At 46.5% G+C, this 21783-nt stretch carries 10 protein-coding genes, 1 tRNA gene and 3 rRNA genes; 4 read left to right on the top strand and 10 right to left on the bottom strand.

Annotated features, from left to right (window positions below; translation table 11 throughout):
* Nucleotides 1–21: 21 nt before the first annotated feature.
* From XDD1_RS05760 to XDD1_RS05740, 5 genes are all read right to left on the bottom strand, one after another.
* The gene (locus XDD1_RS05760; RefSeq protein ID WP_045969489.1) at nucleotides 22–1032 is read right to left on the bottom strand and encodes a FecCD family ABC transporter permease; all 1011 of its coding nucleotides are present in this window, start codon (nucleotides 1030–1032) and stop codon (nucleotides 22–24) included.
* Complete coding sequence (locus XDD1_RS05755) at nucleotides 1019–2104, bottom strand: iron-siderophore ABC transporter substrate-binding protein (protein ID WP_231854464.1); 1086 nt, start codon at nucleotides 2102–2104, stop codon at nucleotides 1019–1021. Before XDD1_RS05755 ends, XDD1_RS05760 begins: the two co-directional genes overlap by 14 nt.
* A 20-nt stretch (nucleotides 2105–2124) precedes the next feature.
* The gene (locus XDD1_RS05750; protein WP_197541004.1) at nucleotides 2125–4302 is read right to left on the bottom strand and encodes a TonB-dependent siderophore receptor; all 2178 of its coding nucleotides are present in this window, start codon (nucleotides 4300–4302) and stop codon (nucleotides 2125–2127) included.
* Between the two features lie 100 nt (nucleotides 4303–4402).
* Complete coding sequence (locus XDD1_RS05745) at nucleotides 4403–6223, bottom strand: IucA/IucC family protein (protein ID WP_045969486.1); 1821 nt, start codon at nucleotides 6221–6223, stop codon at nucleotides 4403–4405.
* Between the two features lie 651 nt (nucleotides 6224–6874).
* Nucleotides 6875–7915, bottom strand: coding sequence for a tRNA/rRNA methyltransferase (locus tag XDD1_RS05740; protein ID WP_045969484.1), 1041 nt, complete (start codon nucleotides 7913–7915; stop codon nucleotides 6875–6877).
* A gap of 134 nt (nucleotides 7916–8049) precedes the next feature.
* Between XDD1_RS05740 and XDD1_RS05735 the strand changes: the two genes are divergently transcribed.
* From XDD1_RS05735 to XDD1_RS05720, 4 genes are all read left to right on the top strand, one after another.
* Nucleotides 8050–8721 carry a tRNA-uridine aminocarboxypropyltransferase gene (locus XDD1_RS05735; protein ID WP_045969482.1) on the top strand — a complete coding sequence of 224 codons (672 nt, stop codon included), beginning with the start codon at nucleotides 8050–8052 and terminating at the stop codon, nucleotides 8719–8721.
* Between the two features lie 127 nt (nucleotides 8722–8848).
* Nucleotides 8849–11491, top strand: coding sequence for a bifunctional acetate--CoA ligase family protein/GNAT family N-acetyltransferase (locus tag XDD1_RS05730; protein ID WP_045969479.1), 2643 nt, complete (start codon nucleotides 8849–8851; stop codon nucleotides 11489–11491).
* Between the two features lie 204 nt (nucleotides 11492–11695).
* Nucleotides 11696–13054 carry a CDP-diacylglycerol--serine O-phosphatidyltransferase gene (gene pssA / locus XDD1_RS05725; RefSeq protein ID WP_045969477.1) on the top strand — a complete coding sequence of 453 codons (1359 nt, stop codon included), beginning with the start codon at nucleotides 11696–11698 and terminating at the stop codon, nucleotides 13052–13054.
* A gap of 117 nt (nucleotides 13055–13171) precedes the next feature.
* Nucleotides 13172–13525, top strand: a complete 354-nt coding sequence (locus XDD1_RS05720; protein ID WP_045969475.1) for a YfiM family lipoprotein — start codon at nucleotides 13172–13174, stop codon at nucleotides 13523–13525.
* Nucleotides 13526–13596: 71 nt separating this feature from the next.
* Here the strand turns inward: XDD1_RS05720 and rrf are convergent.
* From rrf to clpB, 5 genes are all read right to left on the bottom strand, one after another.
* Nucleotides 13597–13712: ribosomal RNA gene (gene rrf / locus XDD1_RS05715) — 5S ribosomal RNA — on the bottom strand.
* 97 nt (nucleotides 13713–13809) lie between these two features.
* Nucleotides 13810–16720 (bottom strand): 23S ribosomal RNA (locus XDD1_RS05710).
* A 192-nt stretch (nucleotides 16721–16912) separates the two neighbouring features.
* A tRNA-Glu gene (locus tag XDD1_RS05705) sits at nucleotides 16913–16988 on the bottom strand.
* An 82-nt stretch (nucleotides 16989–17070) separates the two neighbouring features.
* Nucleotides 17071–18613, bottom strand: a 16S ribosomal RNA gene (locus XDD1_RS05700).
* The 16S, 23S and 5S rRNA genes sit together here with 1 tRNA gene alongside, the layout of an rRNA operon.
* Nucleotides 18614–19104: 491 nt before the next feature.
* The gene (clpB, locus tag XDD1_RS05695) at nucleotides 19105–21678 is read right to left on the bottom strand and encodes an ATP-dependent chaperone ClpB (protein WP_045969473.1); all 2574 of its coding nucleotides are present in this window, start codon (nucleotides 21676–21678) and stop codon (nucleotides 19105–19107) included.
* Nucleotides 21679–21783 lie beyond the last annotated feature (105 nt).

Raw genomic sequence — 21783 nt, 5'->3', positions numbered from 1 at the left:
CGAATGAATCAATGTCATCATTTACTCCGCCATCATCTTTTGGGAGCGACTTTTCGCCACTAGATAAAGGAGAGGCGCCCCAATACTCGCCGTAATAATACCAACCATGATTTCTTCCGGCGCTATCAGTAATCGGGCAACGATATCGGATATCAACAACAAACAAGAGCCAGCCAGCAGGCAATAAGGCAGCAACCAGCGAAAATCATTACCCACCAGCGCCCGCATTAAATGAGGGGCCGCCAGACCAACAAAAGCAATTGGCCCCGCCATTGCCGTCGCTGCCGCCGCTAGCATGGTGGCACTGAGCAAAGACACGATTCGGGTTCTGGCAACATTAGCCCCCAATGAACCCGCGATCCCTTCGCCAAAAACCATCACATTCAGGGAAGCTCCCAAGGAAAGCGCCAATATCACGGCCAATAACAAATACGGGATCAACAAACTGGCTTCATTTAATGACATGGAGCTTAATGAACCAATCGACCAAAAACGATAGCTGTCCATTACCTGTGGAGACAGCAAGATGACGCCTTGTACCAGTGCAAACAGGCAAGTATTAATGGCGGCGCCAGTTAAAACCAATCGGACGGGGTTGGTATGACGTGATCCCCCACTAAGCAAGTAAAATAAAAGCGTGGACAGGCCTGCACCGATAAATGCTGTCCAGAATCGAGGTATGCCATCTAGAACCGGAATAAAAGAGAAACATACCACTGTTGCCGCAGCGCCCGCATTGACGCCCAACAACCCAGGATCGCCCAGTGGATTACGCAATAATCCTTGTGTGACTGCCCCCGCTAATGCCAACGCTGCACCCGCCATTAACCCAATCAGGGTGCGCGGTTCACGCGTATTGATCACTAAATCGTAATAACTGCCACTCTCTCCCCACCAGTAATGGTGCCAAACGGCCGACAGAGGCAATGATTTGGAACCCAGACTTAAGCTGGCAGCCATGCAAAAACAGGTCAACACGACCATGAATACTAACCCCAAAATAAGGGCGGTTCGCCGTTTAGGGTTCATCATGTTTGGCTATCTCCTGCTTCAATAATTCCTGTTTTAACAGCGGCATAAATTTCGGCAATCCCCAGCGTAAACTCAGCGGGGAACCATAGGACATAGACATAACAATTGATTGATCGGTCAACGGAATATATCCCCCCTGCTTAACCGCACGAATGGAACGAAATAGGGGTTGGGCTTCCGTCTCTTGACGCTCTTTTTCACTGTTATACCAAGTGACCAGAATATCTGCTCCATTCAGTAAGTCGGCGTTCTCCAAACCGATATTGGCGGCAAAATTGCCGAAAGGGGCAGTCAAAGAATCGACCAATGAAAGCAGGGATAAACCAAGGTGCACCAACGTATCAACACGGGGGTCATTTTTAACGTAGATCGATAAGGTATTACTGGTCGTTCCCGCTTTAATATAGGCAAAATGATAACGTGCAATATTCGGAATAGCGTTTCCTGTCTGAGTCAGCATACTATCCAGTTCAGCAATCAGTTTCTTACCTTGTTCTGTTTTATCCAACACTTGCGCTGCCAGCGCAATCTGCTGCCGGGGTGTTGTTTGCCACGGTTTTTCTGGATAGGCAATGACGGGGACAAAATGGGATAAGTGATCGTAATTTTCCTGCGTAATACCCGATTGTGTTGCCAGAATGAGATCCGGCTGCAAATTGATGATCTTTTCAATATCCAATTCAGGATACATTTCAATAATGGCGGGCAATGTTGCACCACGACGTTCAATTTCTTCCCTGAACCACGGCAAATAGCCGTCAAAATCTCCACCCCAGCGATGGGACTCAATACCAATGGGAACAATGCCCAAATCCAATAGGATATCTTCCGACCCCGTTCCCAATGCCACAATCCGTTGTGGCGGTTGGTTAATCACCGCCGTGCCCAGCGCAGTGGTAACGGTTTTCGGATAACCCATGGTATTCGTCGGTAATTTGTCTGGCGTTGTCGCGTTATCACAACCTGCCAGCAAACTCACCAGTAATATCAACGGTACGGCGACCCGCATTTTGCAACGCGTCAAAGCCATTGCTTGTTGTCTAACTTGTTGCCCAAATAGATAAAAATACATTGTCGCCGTCCGTGATCTCATTAGAACTTGTAACTCAAGGTTGCTTCGACATTACGTGGAGCACCATAGTAGTACTGGGTGTAACTCCCATACGAGGTATAGTATTTCTTGTCAAACAGGTTATTCAGATTCACCGTCAGGGAGAGATCCGGTGTGAATTGATAACGTCCCATCAAGTTAACGGTAGCAAAACTGCTTTGGCCATCCTGACGATTTCCTTTCGGACTGCTCAGCTCCCGGCGTGTTTTATCCTGCCAGTTAATACCGCCACCCAACGTTAAATCATTCATCATGCCCGGCAAGGTATAAGTCGTGAATAATTTGAATAAGCGATTTGGGTCCTCCGTATTAGTACGTTTACCCCCTGGCATAGTGGCACGGAATTGGGTGTAACCCGCATAAATACGCCAGTCATCGGTAAGTTGCCCGCTAACTTCCGCTTCAAAACCACGGGTTTTTACGCCATTGGTGGCATAATAGACTCTGGCATTTTTAGGAATTCCGGGCGCTAATGGTTTTCCTGAATTATCTTCCGCCGTGTAGTTATTTTGGCGGATCTCAAAAACGGCCAATGAATAATCAAGGCCGTTATCAAAAGCGACACCTTTCAGACCCAACTCATAATTTTCGCCTGAAACCGGTTTAAGCAGTTGGTTATTGCGATTAATTCGACTTTCCGGGTCAAAAATTTTGGTATAGCTGCCATAAACAGAGAAATCTGGCGTGATGTTGTAAACCAATCCACCGTATGGCACAAATTCATGTTTATAGTCTGCATTTTGCGGTGTACCAAAACTATCACCACGGGTTTTCCAAGAGGTGAGACGTCCGCCGAGGATCAATGTCACAGGTTCTGCCAGAGAGAGCTGAGTGACGGCATAACCGGCGGTTTGTTCGATATAGCCATGAGATCCAGTATTTCTCGTTTTACTCCATGTGGGTTCTGGATAACCCCAGGAAGACCGGGTAAAGTCACCTATTGGAAAATCCGGGCAACGACGTGATTTCATACATGGCGCCCAGTAATAATCATTCTGGAAATTCTGCTTTTGGTAATTCAAACCAAAGCTGGCGTGGTGGTTACGCCCCAATAACCCATAATCACCATTGAGTTGTAAATCAACATTACGCTGGCGACGAGACCCATCAATCAAGGTTATATTACCCGGATACATACCCACATTAGTGACCGGATCAGGATATCCCGTTGCCCATAATACTTTCTGATCAAGCACGTTGCTGTCATAAGTAAAGGTGCCTTTCACGCTCCAGCCATTATCAAATTTGTGCTGCAAGCTGGTAAAAGCAGAGAACGACCGTACCTTAGAGAAGGTCCAATCAGGTGCATAGCTATTACTGCGTTTGTAATCCGTTTTGCTGCCATCGTTAAAATAAATCGGCAAACCACCAGACATCCCACCACGAGTATGGTTGATTTGGTAATCAGTCCCAATAGATAACAAGGTATTCTCTGTCAGATCGGCTTCCAGGATGCCGTAGAAAGGATATTTTTCATGCTTGTCACGGTCAATAAATGAATTGGAACGCTCATAGGCGGTGACAAAACGTCCCCTGATTGTCCCGTTTTCATTTAATGGACCCGATAAATCAAGGCTAGTTCGCCACTTATCCCAAGAACCACCACCTAACGTAGCTTCACCCCGAAAATCACGGGTAGGACGTTTGCGGATCACGTTCACTGCCGCAGAAGGCGTACCTGGCCCTACCATTAAACCCGCAGCACCACGCACCACCTCAAGACGATCAATGATGGCCGTATCCAGCAGGTTATCACCATAGTTAAAACGGATGTCGTAAAAAGTCGGGACACCATCACGCAGCATATTTTTGACCGTCATTCCTCTTGAAGAGAAAGTGAAACGATCGCTGTCAGCTTGATGGACAGTCATACCTGTGATGCTGTCGATAGCACTTTTCACGCTATTCAGGTTTTCATCCAGCATACGTTGCTTGGTCATGACGCTGACGCTCTGTGGTGTTTCACGCGCAGATAAATTCAAACCTGTCGACGTTACCATAGAAGAGGTGTTATACATGCCGGTGTCTTCCGTAATACCTTCATGCCCTGACGATATGGGTGCTGCCGTTACGATAATTTTATCGTTCTTTCCTTGTGTTTCTTCTGCCATAGCCACACTATTTCCCGCCAAAATCAGCGGGATTATCAAAGAAAGCATGGTTCTTTTGGTCAAATGATTCTGTTGCAAAATTAAATTTGTCACTCTATTTATCCCGTTACCAAAATGATTTGTTGTTATGTTTACCTTGATATTTCCATCATCCATCTGCCTCAAATACGACAGAGTATTTTTCTCGCAAAGCGTGAAGCGGATTCACTAAAGTTCCAGCAAATTTTAGATTTTTCTCGCGATCATCCAGATCGATCATCTGTTGGTTATTCGCCATTTGCAGGCGATTCAGACAAGTACGTACAAAATCGTGCTTAAACAGATCAAATTTGCGGAATTTTTCTATCTGATGCAGATGTTGTGATTGATAGCGGTGAACACAGTGGGCAACCAATTCCCAGAAACGTGCTTCTGGCAAGGCGAGATGTTTTTGCAACAACGGAATCAAATAGCGGAAGAAACAGTCAAAGATATCGAGGAAGATATAGTTAATCTTCATCTCATCCTTGATAGTGACATGCAGGAAATCAATCTCTTCGGGCAATTCAAGATCGCCATTCAAAATGGCAATTTCTTCGCCAATATCTTTCATCAGCATTTTTACCGGTACATTGTTTTCCAGTACCAGCATCAAGTTTTCACCATGTGGCATAAAGACCAAATCGTAGGTGAAGAAGGAACGCAACAGTGGAGAAAGGTAAGCATCCAGATAGCGTGATACCCAATCTTCTACGGATAGACTTGAATCCTGGACTAAAGCAGCAACAACCGAACCGCCTTCTCGGTCAATATGTAACAGTGATGCCATGGTCATTAGGCGTTGATTCTCTTTCAGAATCGTCATGGGACTTTCACGCCATAGTGCAGACAGCATTTTTTTATGCGGGTTATCCTTCTTGATGGCGGATTCAAAGTAGTGGTTGAAATAACCCATTGCTGCCCGTTCCCTCAATATGGTGAATCCCTTTTCCTGGAAGAAGGTATCAGCTTCAACCAAGTTGCCAAGCCACTCATTGACTTGAGGCGTCGTTACCATACTGTGTGGATCTAATCCACGCATAAATCCCATATTGAGAACGGACAATGCGGTTTTCACATAATTTTTCTTAGGCTGGCTAATATTGAAAAATGTGCGAATAGACTGTTGGGCTAAATAACGATCATGACCTTCACCAAGGTAAACAATTTCTTGTTTGGCAATATCCGCAGCAAAGCTAATGGCAATACGGTGCTTCCATTGCCAAGGGTGTAGAGGCATCAGATAATAATCAGACAGCTTTAATCCTAATGACTGCATTTGCCGTTCAAATTGGGCGGGCAGATATTTATCTAATTCTTCTGCTACTAACTGTGAGTAAGAAAGTGAAGACAGTGCAGAGAAAACGGTTTTCTTTCGATGTACTGCAATCCAAATTAATGTGACTGGATGGGCGCTTTCTGGCGCGTAATCCAAATAGTCATCAGCATCAAAACCAATGCGGCCATTATTAGCAATAAAGACCGGATGCCCCTCGTTCATTGATGTTTCTACTGTTTGATAATCTGCTTGTGTTAAATCCTGTGCAGTCAGTCGGTTTTTTTGATATTTAAAAGCATGACCATAGAGGGTACTGGAAATTTCATCGAGATAAATTGGCAGTAACTTCTCAGAAATATCCAGCAATGGGTGCAACTCAATAATCAACTCGATGGCATCTAAAGGTTGAAGTTGACCATGACTAACTTTGGATATTGATGCAGCATCAATATCCAAGTGATCAAGCTGGTAGGCTTGTGCTTGAAAACGGTATTGGAAATTATCTATTTCAACAGAATAGTCTTGCCCTTCACCATCATGGACTGGAGTAATCAGTTTTTCGTGACAAAGTTCGCGCAATATTTTTGCTACAAGATGTCGATTGGCATGCAGCCAGTTTTCCTTAGTTAAATGGGAGGTTTGATACCCCCAACAAGTATTCAACGAACGCATTTAATAAAGCCCTTTCATCCATATTCTGCATACCCCTGTTTCCATACAAGAACACGGCTAACGGGGTGATACATTTCTCTATAAATTTCTGGATATCACTATCCAATTAGTGGGGTATTAATTTTGGCTCACGAAAATTAGGGTATTTCTTCTTTGTTTAGTTAAATGATAATTAAAACCATTACCATTAACAACCATAAAAAAGTAAATTTTTTAGAGTAATTAGCTAACTTATTTAATAACACAGATTAATAATATGGATAAAACCATAAATGGCATGATTTTTATGTGTGTTATTTTAAATCTTATTGTATTAATCCAGCATCAAATTTAATAATTTCATTTTAAATAATAACAAATGTTTTTATTTAATTTGGTGAAACACTTTTCATTACGGTATTAAATGGATTTTCATCATAGTGATACATTCAAATTATGAAGACTCTTTACTCCTCGCGCCGCGAGGAGTAAAGAAGTAATCGACAATTTTGAATTGTTATTTAAAAACAAACTCAATAAATTAAAAAAAACAAAATAAAGCCCTGACTAAATAGTCAGGGCTTTATTAATAACGAAAATTGAACTATCTCTTCTATTTTCAAGTCACTATTCTTTGACAAATGGCAACTTGAAATCTATTCCAGAGATAAGTTAAACCTTATTCTGACGCCACCATTCCGCTAACATAATACCGGTTGCAACGGAAACATTTAGGCTTTCCACGCGCCCCGTTCCACCAATAGAAAGACGAATGTCACCATCTTCCCAAGTGCTGTCACTTAATCCGTCGCTTTCCTGACCCAATACCAAGACCATTTTTTCTGGTAATGTGGCTTGTGCCAGTGCTGTGCTGCCTTTATGACTGGATGTCGTCACAATGGTGTAGCCTTCATCGCGGAATTTATTCAGCGTAGCTGTAAACCCATCGGCATCAATGCCTTTGATGTGTTCAGCACCGCCTTCTGCGGTACGAACAGCCGCGCCTGATTCCAGCAGCGCGGTATCCTGCAAAATCACACCTTGTACACCAAAATGCGCACAACTACGCATAATGGCCCCAAGGTTATGTGGGTTACCCACGTTTTCCAATGCCAGCACACAATCTTTTGCCGGTGCCTGCTGCAAATAGGTTTCCGCATCCAAGCCATTGCGTTTCTTAATCAGGAAACATACGCCGCCGTGGTGCTCTGTGCCTGATGCTTTCGCCAGCTCTTCGTCATCCACCACATGGTAAGCCTTGCGATTTGCCGCCATCCATTTCAGGGCATCGCGAAAACGCGGGGTGACTGATTGCACAAACCAAGCCCGAACAATCGCATCAGGACGGCTCTGAAACATTGCCTGACACGCGTTTTCCCCATAGATACGGGTTTCCTCCAGACGCTGACGGCGAAGCTGTTCAGGATCAATGTGACTTTTGCCACTAATCCCATTGTGATCTGGTTTAAGCGATTCTCCCTCTGGACGGGAGATTGTTCTCCACGGAGAACGATCATCTGAGCGAGGCGGGCGCTCATTGCCACGACGGCGGTCACCCTGCTCACGCCCTTTGCCAAACGGACGGTTATCATTTTTACGGCCGCCACTGTTTCTACGACGATCTCCGTCCTTACGGCTATCGTTATTGTCCTCATTATTGCGGACATACATGACTTTGACTTTGCCGCTCTTACCACTATAGGAATCGTTCATTTATTTCTCCAACTGCGTTATGGCGCGAAGATTACCCGATGTGCGCGCCCGAAGCTACCTCTGGCAACGACAATCCATTAAAATATCCGCTAATTTTTTACTGGCTTTATTCACGAACATGTTTGAGTTCTTAAATGAGAAATAACAACGCCGTTTATCAGCTTCGCCAACACCGCCTTGCCCGCTCTACCCGCCCTTTTCAGGCAAGAGGGTGTCGGGTGCAGCGTTGCCTGCATTGTTTATTACCCCAAAAAAAATGTCTGTGTGAAATGATCTCACCTGCAAATGCGGCAAGCCGCTTCTGTCTCATCATGTTTGATACTGAGCCGATGAAGCCCAGCAATACCGGAAAGTTGATTGCAGATATCCTGCCCGATACACTTGCTTTTCTCTGGTCCAGAACCGAGCCTGATCCACACATGCTTGAAGCATTACGCGATCCAACCCGACAACCCTATCTGATCTTCCCAGACAGTTATGCTACGCCTCCCCGCATGGTGTACCAGAAGCTCCCTGCGAACCAGAAACCACCGCTGTTCATTATATTGGATGGTACTTGGCCTGAAGCAAGAAAAATGTTTCGCAAAAGCCCATATTTGGATGATATTCCCCTATTGTCCATTAATAGTATTGCCAAAATGGACTATTTACTTCGGATACCTTCCAGAATGGAGCAACATTGTACCGCTGAAGTCGCGGCGGCGGCACTGGAATTGGCAGGGGATGTTGGCGCATCGCAGTCATTGTTGGGCCATTTCAATCACTTTCGTGAACAATATCTGGCCGGAAAATCGAATCATCTGTAGGAATAAATCACAATAATGGTTGACAATCTGCGCTAAAGTCACTGATGGTGGCTAAAGTTATTCATGCTAATGGTTTAAGCAACAGTGATTGTTTATTGATGTAATAACTGATAAGGAACCCCCAGAAATGAGTCAGCGTGGACTTGAAGCATTATTGCGCCCTAAATCGATCGCCGTTATTGGGGCTTCTGAAAAGCCGGAAAAAGCCAGTTCAGTGTTGATGCGGAACTTGTTAATGGGTGGGTTTACGGGACCGATTCTTCCCGTAACACCAAACAAATATGCCGTTCTGGGTGTATTAGCTTATCCTTCTATCGATAAATTACCCCTGACGCCAGACTTGGCGGTGATCTGTACCCATCACAGTCGCAATTTGCCTTTACTGGAGCAACTGGCTCAACACGGATGTAAGACCGTCATTATTTTATCGTCTCCACCCTCACAATTCACGGAATTGAAGCAGTGCAGCCAAAAGCATCATATTCGGATTCTGGGGCCAAATAGCCTTGGCATTTTAGCCCCCTGGAGCGGACTGAATGCCAGTTTTTCGCCCATTCCTATCCTTAAGGGGAAACTGGCGTTTATTTCACAATCGGCAGCAATATCAAATACCATTCTGGACTGGGCTAATCATCGCAATATTGGTTTTTCGTATTTTATTGCCTTGGGTGACAGTGTTGATATTGATATCGATGACTTGCTCGACTTTCTGGCAAGAGACAGTAAGACCAGTGCTATTTTGTTGCATCTCGAACATATCAGCGATGCCCGACGTTTTCTTTCCGCCTCCCGCAGCGCTTCACGCAATAAACCCATTCTGGTCGTGAAAAGCAGCCGTACCCGAAAAGCACAACAGTTATTGGGAGAACAACAAAATTTCGATGTGGCTTATGATGCCGCCATTCAACGTGCCGGGTTACTGCGTGTACAGGATACACATGAAATGTTTTCCGCAGTGGAAACATTGAGTTTTATGCGGCCATTGCGCGGGGAACGTTTGTTAATCGTCAGTAATGGTTCCGCTCCGGCAGCCATGGCGCTGGATGAGCTATTCAGGAGGACAGGAAAACTCGCGATATTAGGAGAGGAAACGATAAACAGGTTGTCTGGCCTACTTCCCGACACGCTTCTTTTACGTAATCCCTTGGATATCGGTGATGACTCCTCAACCGAACGCTACATTGCGACACTCAAGCTACTTTTGGATAGCCATGATTATGATGCCTTGTTGCTAATCCATTCTCCTTGTGCCATATCCCACAGCCAAACTACGGCGGTTCGGGTGATACAGACCATTAAAGAGCATCCTCGTGGAAAATGGATCACTATTTTCACGAATTGGTGTGGAGAATATTCTTCACTGGAAGCCCGGCGTTTGTTTAGTGAGGCAGGTATTCCGACTTATCGGACCCCAGAAGGTGCCATTACCGCATTTATGCATATGGTGGAATATCAGCGCAACCAAAAACAACTCAAAGAAACCCCCTCCTTGCCAATTGGCATTACATCAAATACGGCCAGAGCCCATGAATGTATCCAGCAGGCCCTTGATAACGGGAATTTCCGGCTGGATACCCATGAGGTACAACCTATTCTTGATGCTTACGGTTTAAATACCTTACCCACTTGGATCGCTCATACCAGTGATGATGCCGTCAATATTGCAGAAAAAATTGGCTACCCCGTGGCTTTAAAACTCCGCTCACCGGATATCCCCCATAAATCAGAGGTTCAGGGCGTGATGCTTTACTTGCGTAATGCCGATGAACTGAAAACAGCAACGCAAGCGATCATTGAACGTGTCAAACAGAACTTCCCGCAAGCCAGAATTCATGGATTGTTAGTACAGAGCATGGCTAACCGGGCGGGTACACAAGAGCTGAGAATTTCTATTGAGCAAGATGAGATATTTGGCCCCTTAATCATGCTTGGGGAGGGAGGGGTTGATTGGGTACATGAAACACAGGCGGCTGTCGCCCTCCCGCCTCTTAATATGGCATTAGCCCGTTATCTGGTGATTCAGGCAATTAAGGGCGGCAAAATAAAATCAGGGGGGTCATTTTTGCCACTGGATATTCCGGCTCTCAGCCAGTTATTGGTCAGAGTATCCAATCTTCTGATCGATTGTCCCCAAATTACTCGCATGAATATTCATCCACTGCTTGCATCAGGCAATGAGTTCACCCTATTGGATGTGGCCATGGAGTTGACGCCTGTAACAGGCGATCCTCGCAAAAGACTGGCTATCCGGCCTTATCCCAACGAGCTGGAAGAAACTATCCATATAAAAGATAGTCTCGAATGTTTGCTACGGCCAATCCTGCCAGAAGATGAACCTCTGCTGAAGGAATTTATCGGCCAAGTGACAAAAGAAGATCTCTATTACCGCTATTTCAGTGAGATCAGCGAGTTTACTCATGACGATCTTGCCAACATGACCCAAATTGACTATGACCGAGAAATGGCCTTCGTGGCGATCCGTCATCCATCAACAACCCCTGAAATTATTGGTGTCGCTCGTGCCATGGCCGATCCCGATAATATCGAAGCAGAATTTGCGGTATTAGTCCGTTCAGATCTCAAAGGGGTTACGTTAGGCTATCAACTCATGACAAAGCTGATTCACTACGCAAGAGAACATGGTATTCAAACACTGACTGCTATCACCATGCCTGAAAACCGTAATATGATCCAACTGGCAAAAAAACTTGGATTTAACATTGATATACAGTTAGAGGATGGCATTGTTAATCTGATGTTGACGCTCTAGCAAAAAATAAATTCAGCATACATTTCATGATAAGTAGGAAAAATTCTCACTTCGTGATTAATCGCACAGACTTAACGCAATCAGCTTAAGAAAGTTAATTCATACTCACAATGAGCCAAACTAATGGTATCATCACCGGATCATTTTGATTCATACACCTTATGATGGTATTGATTCCATCTAAACTAAGAGAAAAAACGCACTGTGATGTTGTCCAAATTTAAACAAGCAAAACACCAACAACACCTTGCACAACTGCCTAAGCTATCGCAATCAGTTGCTGACATTGAGACACTTTATCAAACTAAAATGTTTCGCAGCACCTTATTGGAGCGTATAGCAAATGCCCAACAGCATATTTATATTGCCGCATTGTATTTAGAAAATGATGATGCAGGGCGGGATATTCTGACCGCATTATATACCGCTAAACAAAAACGCCCTGAGCTGGACATAAAAATCCTGGTTGATTGGCACCGTGCTCAACGTGGTCGTATTGGCGCAGAAGCAGTGGCAACAAATGCAGATTGGTACTGTTCTTTGGCTGAAAGCTACCCTGATGTCAACATTTCTATTTTGGGTGTTCCCGTCAACACGCGGGAAGCACTGGGCGTTTTACATCTAAAAGGCTTTATCTTTGATGATACGGTTATTTACAGCGGAGCCAGCATTAACGATGTCTATCTGCACCGCCATGAAAAATATCGCTACGACCGTTATCATTTGCTGCATAATGCTAAACTTGCCGCGATCATGAAGCAATTTATTGATGACAGCATTATTAGCGCTGAAGCCGTAAAAAATTTAACCAGCCACAATCGCCCTCGTAGTCTTGAAATTAAAAATTTGATCCGTCAATTTCGTGCTTCATTGAGAAATGCTGAGTATCACATTGAAAATCAAGCATCAAATGAAGAATTGGCGGTAACCCCTCTTGTTGGATTGGGCAAAAAGAATTTGCTGAATAAAACAATTTGCCATCTGATATCTTGTACCGAAAATAAGTTGGTTATCTGTACCCCTTATTTTAATTTACCTGCCGTGTTGGTGCGTGCAATATCGCGGCTGCTCCGCCAAGGGAAACAAGTTGAGATCATCATTGGTGACAAAACCGCTAACGATTTTTATATCCCACCAGAAGAACCCTTTAAGATCATTGGTGCGTTGCCTTATCTGTATGAAATTAACTTGCGTCGATTCACGAGCCGGCTGCAAAAGTTCATCGATAACCAGCAACTCACTATCCGGTTGTGGAAAGATCAAGAGAATACTTATCACTTAAAAGGGGTCTGGGTAGATAATAAATGGCAATTAATTACGGGTAATAATCTTAATCCTCGCGCATGGGGATTGGATCTGGAAAATGCCATTCTTATTCACGATCCCCATCAAGAGATGAAAGAGCAACGGGCAATGGAGTTGGATTGTATCCGTACTCATACAAAAATCATCCATAATTATCAGGAATTGGAGAGTATCCAGCTCTATCCTGTTAAGGTACGTAAACTGATACGGCGCTTACGCCGCATTCGGGTAGACCGATTAATCAGTAGAATACTGTAAAATAGATAATTAATTATCATTTTTTTGAATCCCCTCTCGCTATTGCCAGAGGGGATTTTTGTATCTTATTTATCAAGGCGCTATGATTTTAAAAAATAAATCATGGCGTAAATGACGATGAAAAAAGACATCATCACCTCGATAAAAAATATATTAATAATCTTCCCTATTTTGTTGAATACTTCTTGCTCTAATATACGTCAAGCAAATGATAACTGGACAGGGAAAGATAAAGCACAACATTTCCTGTTTTCTGCAATTGCAGCCACCGCAGGAAATGCTTATGGTGATCGTCAACATTGGGGACATCGTGAAAGTGCACAATTTGGTGTATTACTATCAGTCAGTCTTGGTGCGGCAAAAGAACTTTATGATAGCCGCCCATCAGGAACAGGCTGGAGTTGGCATGATATTGCTTATGATATAGCTGGGGCGATAGCAGGCTATAGTGTATATCAGTCTATGAAGTAATTTTCACATTTTCTTATTTCTAAACGCAAAAAAGCCACCCGGTGACGGATGGCTTTCCTGACTAAAATAATATCTGGCAGTGCCCTACTCTCGCATGGGGAGGCCCCACACTACCATCGGCGCAACGGTGTTTCACTGCTGAGTTCGGCATGGGGTCAGGTGGGACCACCGCGCTATTGCCGCCAGACAAATCCTGTTTTCAATCCCGAACAAGCTGTGACATTCTTTCATCTGAAACTTTTCGTCTTTTTCTCAAAATCACCCCAAAACACCTTCGGTGTTGTCAGGTTAAGCCGCACGGGTCATTAGTACCGGTTAGCTCAACGTCTCGCGACGCTTACACACCCGGCCTATCCACGTCCTCGTCTCGAACGTTCCTTTAGTGCCCTCAAAGGGACAAGGGAAGACTCATCTCAAGGCAAGTTTCCCGCTTAGATGCTTTCAGCGGTTATCTCTTCCGCACTTAGCTACCGGGCAGTGCCATTGGCATGACAACCCGAACACCAGTGGTGCGTCCACTCCGGTCCTCTCGTACTAGGAGCAGCCCCTTTCAATCTTCCAGCGCCCACGGCAGATAGGGACCGAACTGTCTCACGACGTTCTAAACCCAGCTCGCGTACCACTTTAAACGGCGAACAGCCGTACCCTTGGGACCTACTTCAGCCCCAGGATGTGATGAGCCGACATCGAGGTGCCAAACACCGCCGTCGATATGAACTCTTGGGCGGTATCAGCCTGTTATCCCCGGAGTACCTTTTATCCGTTGAGCGATGGCCCTTCCATTCAGAACCACCGGATCACTATGACCTGCTTTCGCACCTGCTCGCGCCGTCACGCTCGCAGTCAAGCTGGCTTATGCCATTGCACTAACCGCATGATGTCCGACCATGCTTAGCCAACCTTCGTGCTCCTCCGTTACGCTTTGGGAGGAGACCGCCCCAGTCAAACTACCCGCCAGACACTGTCCGCAGCCCGGATAACGGGCCCACGTTAGAACATCAAACATTCAAGGGTGGTATTTCAAGGATGGCTCCGTGCAGACTGGCGTCCGCACTTCACAGCCTCCCACCTATCCTACACATCAAGGCTCAAGGTTCAGTGTCAAGCTATAGTAAAGGTTCACGGGGTCTTTCCGTCTTGCCGCGGGTACACTGCATCTTCACAGCGAGTTCAATTTCACTGAGTCTCGGGTGGAGACAGCCTGGCCATCATTACGCCATTCGTGCAGGTCGGAACTTACCCGACAAGGAATTTCGCTACCTTAGGACCGTTATAGTTACGGCCGCCGTTTACTGGGGCTTCGATCAAGAGCGTCGCCTTGCGGCTAACCCCATCAATTAACCTTCCAGCACCGGGCAGGCGTCACACCGTATACGTCCACTTTCGTGTTTGCACAGTGCTGTGTTTTTATTAAACAGTTGCAGCCAGCTGGTATCTGCGGCCGGCTTCGGCTCCGTGAGCAAGTCACTTCACCTAGTGCCGGCGTGCCTTCTCCCGAAGTTACGGCACCATTTTGCCTAGTTCCTTCACCCGAGTTCTCTCAAGCGCCTGAGTATTCTCTACCTGACCACCTGTGTCGGTTTGGGGTACGATTCAATGTTACCTGGTGCTTAGAGGCTTTTCCTGGAAGCAGGGCATCTGTCACTTCAGCACCGTAGTGCCTCGTCGTCACGCCTCAGTGTTATCAGCAATCCGGATTTACCAGGACTGCCCACCTACACGCTTAAACCGGGACGACCGTCGCCCGGATGACATAGCCTTCTCCGTCCCCCCTTCGCAGTAACACCGAGTACAGGAATATTCACCTGTTTCCCATCGACTACGCTTTTCAGCCTCGCCTTAGGGGTCGACTCACCCTGCCCCGATTAACGTTGGACAGGAACCCTTGGTCTTCCGGCGAGCGGGTTTTTCACCCGCTTTATCGTTACTTATGTCAGCATTCGCACTTCTGATACCTCCAGCCAGCCTCACGACCAACCTTCAACGGCTTACAGAACGCTCCCCTACCCAACAACATAAAAATGTCGCTGCCGCAGCTTCGGTGCATGGTTTAGCCCCGTTACATCTTCCGCGCAGGCCGACTCGACCAGTGAGCTATTACGCTTTCTTTAAATGATGGCTGCTTCTAAGCCAACATCCTGGCTGTCTGAGCCTTCCCACTTCGTTTCCCACTTAACCATGACTTTGGGACCTTAGCTGGCGGTCTGGGTTGTTTCCCTCTTCACGACGGACGTTAGCACCCGCCGTGTGTCTCCCGTGATAACATTCTTCGGTATTCGCAGTTTGCATCGGGTTGGTAAGCCGGGATGGCCCCCTAGCCGAAACAGTGCTCTACCCCCGAAGATGAGTTCACGAGGCGCTACCTAAATAGCTTTCGGGGAGAACCAGCTATCTCCCGGTTTGATTGGCCTTTCACCCCCAGCCACAAGTCATCCGCTAATTTTTCAACATTAGTCGGTTCGGTCCTCCAGTTAGTGTTACCCAACCTTCAACCTGCCCATGGCTAGATCACCGGGTTTCGGGTCTATACCCTGCAACTTAGCGCCCAGTTAAGACTCGGTTTCCCTGCGGCTCCCCTATGCGGTTAACCTTGCTACAGAATATAAGTCGCTGACCCATTATACAAAAGGTACGCAGTCACACCCCAAAGGGTGCTCCCACTGCTTGTACGTACACGGTTTCAGGTTCTCTTTCACTCCCCTCGCCGGGGTTCTTTTCGCCTTTCCCTCACGGGACTGGTTCACTATCGGTCAGTCAGGAGTATTTAGCCTTGGAGGATGGTCCCCCCCATGTTCAGACAGGATACCACGTGTCCCGCCCTACTCATCGAACTCCCGGCTGATGCATCTTCGTGTACGGGACTGTCACCCTTTACTGTGCGCCTTTCCAGACGCTTCCACTGACACACAAGCCGTTGTTGGTTCTGGGCTGCTCCCCGTTCGCTCGCCGCTACTGGGGGAATCTCGGTTGATTTCTTTTCCTCGGGGTACTGAGATGTTTCAGTTCCCCCGGTTCGCCTCATTCACCTATGGATTCAGTGAATGATGGTGCAACGGATTGCACCGGGTTTCCCCATTCGGACATCGCCGGCTGATAGCGCTTCATATCAGCTCACCGGCGCTTTTCGCAGATTAGCACGTCCTTCATCGCCTCTGACTGCCTAGGCATCCACCGTGTACGCTTAGTCGCTTAACCTCACAACCCGAAGGTGTCTTCAGGTCGGAGTGTGTTGAGAGACTCATCAATATCGCCATTAATGACCATACTGATTGTTTCAAATTTTCAGCTTGTTCCAGATTGTTAAAGAGCAAATATTGCTAAACTGACTCGCAAGTCACGCTTAACAATATCGGTGGCCGCCGCCTTTCACCCAGGGCCTTGAGCAGATGGCGTCCCCTAGGGGATTCGAACCCCTGTTACCGCCGTGAAAGGGCGGTGTCCTAGGCCTCTAGACGAAGGGGACATCGAGTCTTCTTCGCAGACGCTGCTCATTTCTTCTTTCATCAGACAATCTGTGTGAACACTCACATTTCACCATCTCAGGTTAAGGAGGTGATCCAACCGCAGGTTCCCCTACGGTTACCTTGTTACGACTTCACCCCAGTCATGAATCACAAAGTGGTCAGCGCCCTCCAAAAAGGTTAAGCTACCGACTTCTTTTGCCACCCACTCCCATGGTGTGACGGGCGGTGTGTACAAGGCCCGGGAACGTATTCACCGCAGCATTCTGATCTGCGATTACTAGCGATTCCGACTTCATGGAGTCGAGTTGCAGACTCCAATCCGGACTACGACAGACTTTATGAGTTCCGCTTGCCCTCGCGGGGTCGCTTCTCTTTGTATCCGCCATTGTAGCACGTGTGTAGCCCTACTCGTAAGGGCCATGATGACTTGACGTCATCCCCACCTTCCTCCGGTTTATCACCGGCAGTCTCCCTTGAGTTCCCACCCGAAGTGCTGGCAACAAAGGATAAGGGTTGCGCTCGTTGCGGGACTTAACCCAACATTTCACAACACGAGCTGACGACAGCCATGCAGCACCTGTCTCACGGTTCCCGAAGGCACCCCGGCATCTCTGCCAGGTTCCGTGGATGTCAAGAGTAGGTAAGGTTCTTCGCGTTGCATCGAATTAAACCACATGCTCCACCGCTTGTGCGGGCCCCCGTCAATTCATTTGAGTTTTAATCTTGCGACCGTACTCCCCAGGCGGTCGATTTAACGCGTTAGCTCCGGAAGCCACGCCTCAAGGGCACAACCTCCAAATCGACATCGTTTACAGCGTGGACTACCAGGGTATCTAATCCTGTTTGCTCCCCACGCTTTCGCACCTGAGCGTCAGTCTTCGTCCAGGGGGCCGCCTTCGCCACCGGTATTCCTCCACATCTCTACGCATTTCACCGCTACACGTGGAATTCTACCCCCCTCTACGAGACTCTAGCCAACCAGTCTTGGATGCCGTTCCCAGGTTAAGCCCGGGGATTTCACATCCAACTTAATTGACCGCCTGCGTGCGCTTTACGCCCAGTAATTCCGATTAACGCTTGCACCCTCCGTATTACCGCGGCTGCTGGCACGGAGTTAGCCGGTGCTTCTTCTGCGGGTAACGTCAATCATAAGCTGTATTCGAGCTTACGCCTTCCTCCCCGCTGAAAGTACTTTACAACCCGAAGGCCTTCTTCATACACGCGGCATGGCTGCATCAGGCTTGCGCCCATTGTGCAATATTCCCCACTGCTGCCTCCCGTAGGAGTCTGGGCCGTGTCTCAGTCCCAGTGTGGCTGGTCATCCTCTCAGACCAGCTAGGGATCGTCGCCTAGGTGGGCCATTACCCCGCCTACTAGCTAATCCCATCTGGGTTCATCCGATGGCGTGAGGCCCGAAGGTCCCCCACCTTGCTCCACAGAGATTATGCGGTATTAGCCACCGTTTCCAGTGGTTATCCCCCTCCATCGGGCAGATCCCCAGACATTACTCACCCGTCCGCCACTCGTCAGCAAAACAGCAAGCTGTTTCCTGTTACCGTCCGACTTGCATGTGTTAGGCCTGCCGCCAGCGTTCAATCTGAGCCATGATCAAACTCTTCAATTCAAAGTGTTTGATGCTCAAAGAATTTCACTGTTAGTTCGTAATGAATTAACTGTTGTTCACTCTTCAAGACTTTAATATTTTCCGCCTTTCGGCGTTGGATAGTGTCTTGCGAGTGCCCACACAGATTGTCTGATTAATTTGTTAAAGAGCGTTGGCAACCGGGCGTTTCTGCCGGGTTGCGAGGCTGCGTATCTTACGCTTTCCTCTTATTGTGTCAAGCCTTATTTTCCAAGGCTTTTCACTTTGTCATCCCGACAGGTTTGTGTGTTTGTCGTGACAACGGAAGCGCATTATAGGGAGTTTTGTGATACTGGCAACCGTTATTTTAAAAAAAAGACTCAATCGCTTATTTATCACCCTAAACACCCTAATTTGATGCTTTCCTAATCGACAAAAACAAAAAAGAGATGCAAAAAACACCTCTTTTTATATTCACGTGGCTCTGGTTTCTTATGTGTTTTTATATTTAAAAACTTTCCAGGCAATCAATATCATTGTTTTGCAACAATACGATTATCTTCCAGCGCCAAAGTGACTAATTTACCTGGGATCAACTGACCAGAAAGAATTTGCTGCGCCAGCGGGTTTTCAATCTCTTGCTGGATAGCCCGTTTCAATGGGCGCGCCCCATATACAGGATCAAAACCAGTTTCACTGAGTTTTTCCAATGCAGGAGGGGTTATCTCCACCTGATAACCACGTTCTTCCAGACGCTGATATAAACGCTGCAATTGAATATTCGTAATCGATTTCAGATGTTCTTTTCCTAATGGATGGAACACAACAACTTCATCTACTCGGTTGATAAACTCAGGCCTGAAATGATGACCAACCACTTCCATCACCATATTTTTCATCCCCGTATAGTCCAGTGTACCAAAGCGTTCTTGGATCATATCGGAGCCTAAGTTAGAGGTCATGATCACAACCGTGTTACGAAAATCAACGGTTCTGCCCTGACCATCAGTCAAACGGCCATCATCTAATACCTGTAGCAAGATATTGAAAACATCCGGATGGGCTTTCTCAACTTCATCCAGCAAAATGACAGAATAAGGACGACGGCGCACCGCTTCTGTCAGATATCCGCCTTCTTCGTATCCAACATATCCCGGAGGAGCCCCCACCAGCCTTGAAACTGCGTGTTTCTCCATAAACTCCGACATATCAATGCGCACCATAGCCTCATCACTATCGAACAGGAAATTAGCCAGCGCCTTGCACAATTCTGTTTTACCCACCCCAGTCGGCCCCAAGAACATGAAAGAACCGATTGGGCGATTGGGATCAGACAACCCTGCTCTGCTACGACGAATGGCATTCGATACGGCATCAACGGCTTCATTCTGCCCTATCACGCGTTTATGTAATTCTTGCTCCATGCGCAGTAACTTATCTTTTTCACTTTCCAACATTCTGGAGACAGGAATACCTGTCCAACGCGCAAGTATTTCAGCGATTTCAGCATCTGTGACTTTGTTACGCAGCAACTTCATATGGCGATTTTCTGTTGTCGTTGCCGCTGCCAGACGTTTTTCCAATTCTGGAATTTTTCCGTACTGAATTTCAGACATTTTAGCTAAGTCACCGCTACGGCGCGCTTTTTCTAATTCAATACGGGTATTTTCTAATTCCGCTTTAATATTCTGAGTACCGCTAAGTTCCGCTTTCTCCGCTTTCCACTCTTCTTCCAATTCAGAATATTCACGTTCTTTCTCTGCCAATTCTTCGTTCAGCATCTCTAAACGTTTTTTACTGGCATCATCAGACTCTTTTTTCAGTGCCTGTTGCTCAAGCTTTAATTGAATAACGCGGCGCTCAAGGCGATCCAATGCTTCTGGTTTAGAGTCCATCTGCATACGCAGGCTTGCCCCTGCTTCATCAATCAGGTCAATTGCCTTGTCAGGCAACATACGATCTGAAATATAGCGATGAGATAATGTTGCCGCCGCCACAATTGCCGGATCGGTAATTTGGACGTGATGATGCAATTCATATCGCTCTTTCAGTCCACGTAAAATAGCAATTGTGTCCTCAACAGTCGGTTCCGCCACATAAACTTTCTGGAAACGACGCTCCAAAGCTGCATCTTTTTCTATATACTGACGATACTCGTCAAGTGTTGTTGCCCCAACGCAATGCAATTCGCCCCGCGCCAGAGCGGGTTTCAGCATATTACCGGCATCCATTGCACCTTCGGCTTTACCTGCCCCTACCATGGTATGCAATTCATCAATAAACAGAATGATAGAGCCTTCCTGTTTGGCAAGATCGTTCAAAACACCTTTCAAACGCTCTTCAAATTCACCACGATATTTAGCACCTGCTAATAATGCTCCCATATCAAGCGACAGAACACGTTTGTTTTTCAGTCCTTCTGGCACTTCACCATTAACAATACGTTGTGCCAAACCTTCAACGATAGCGGTCTTCCCAACCCCAGGCTCACCAATGAGAACTGGATTATTTTTGGTTCTGCGTTGCAATACCTGAATCGTTCGACGAATTTCTTCATCGCGCCCAATCACAGGGTCCAATTTGCCTTGTTCAGCTCGTTCAGTCAGATCAATGGTATATTTCTTTAAGGCTTGACGCTGATCTTCTGCGCCTTGATCATTCACTTTTTCACCACCGCGCATTTGTTCTATTGCCTTAGTGATTTTATCTTTAGTTGCCCCCGCAGCTTTCAGCATGTCACTTAATGTTCCACGCTCTTCTATCGCTGCCAACACAAAGAGTTCAGAAGAGATAAAGTTATCACCCGTTTTTTGTGCAAGTTTGTCACACAGGTTTAAATGACGACCCAATTCGTTGGACACCTGCACATCGCCCCCATTGCCCTCGACTTTCGGCAATCGGTTTAGAGCCTGATTCAGTTGATGATTGAAATTTCCCGTATCCACCCCTGCCGAGGCCAATAAAGGACGTATTGAACCGCCTTCTTGATTGATTAATGCACTCATCAAGTGAAGAGGTTCGATGAATTGATTATCACGCCCTAATGCGAGGGATTGGGCGTCAGCGAGAGCAAGCTGGAATTTATTGGTAAGACGATCCAGACGCATAACACCTCCAATACTGGTCAGAATTTGCTACTGGAGACTAGATAAGGTCATTCCTTAAATATTCAAGGTCTTCTGAAAAGTTAATTGGAAACTGACCGCCATACG

The sequence above is a fragment of the Xenorhabdus doucetiae genome (genome assembly GCF_000968195.1).
Lineage (GTDB): Bacteria > Pseudomonadota > Gammaproteobacteria > Enterobacterales > Enterobacteriaceae > Xenorhabdus > Xenorhabdus doucetiae.
This window is presented reverse-complemented; position numbering and strand designations above follow the sequence as displayed.

Excerpts from the sequence above, each read along its gene's own strand:
- clpB (WP_045969473.1), bottom strand. The coding sequence starts at position 21,678 with ATGCGTCTGGATCGTCTTACCAATAAATTCCAGCTTGCTCTCGCTGAC.
- XDD1_RS05755 (WP_231854464.1), bottom strand. The coding sequence starts at position 2,104 with ATGTATTTTTATCTATTTGGGCAACAAGTTAGACAACAAGCAATGGCT.
- XDD1_RS05750 (WP_197541004.1), bottom strand. The coding sequence starts at position 4,302 with ATGCTTTCTTTGATAATCCCGCTGATTTTGGCGGGAAATAGTGTGGCT.
- XDD1_RS05735 (WP_045969482.1), top strand. The coding sequence starts at position 8,050 with ATGAGAAATAACAACGCCGTTTATCAGCTTCGCCAACACCGCCTTGCC.
- XDD1_RS05745 (WP_045969486.1), bottom strand. The coding sequence starts at position 6,223 with ATGCGTTCGTTGAATACTTGTTGGGGGTATCAAACCTCCCATTTAACT.
- XDD1_RS05740 (WP_045969484.1), bottom strand. The coding sequence starts at position 7,915 with ATGAACGATTCCTATAGTGGTAAGAGCGGCAAAGTCAAAGTCATGTAT.
- XDD1_RS05730 (WP_045969479.1), top strand. The coding sequence starts at position 8,849 with ATGAGTCAGCGTGGACTTGAAGCATTATTGCGCCCTAAATCGATCGCC.
- XDD1_RS05720 (WP_045969475.1), top strand. The coding sequence starts at position 13,172 with ATGAAAAAAGACATCATCACCTCGATAAAAAATATATTAATAATCTTC.
- XDD1_RS05760 (WP_045969489.1), bottom strand. The coding sequence starts at position 1,032 with ATGATGAACCCTAAACGGCGAACCGCCCTTATTTTGGGGTTAGTATTC.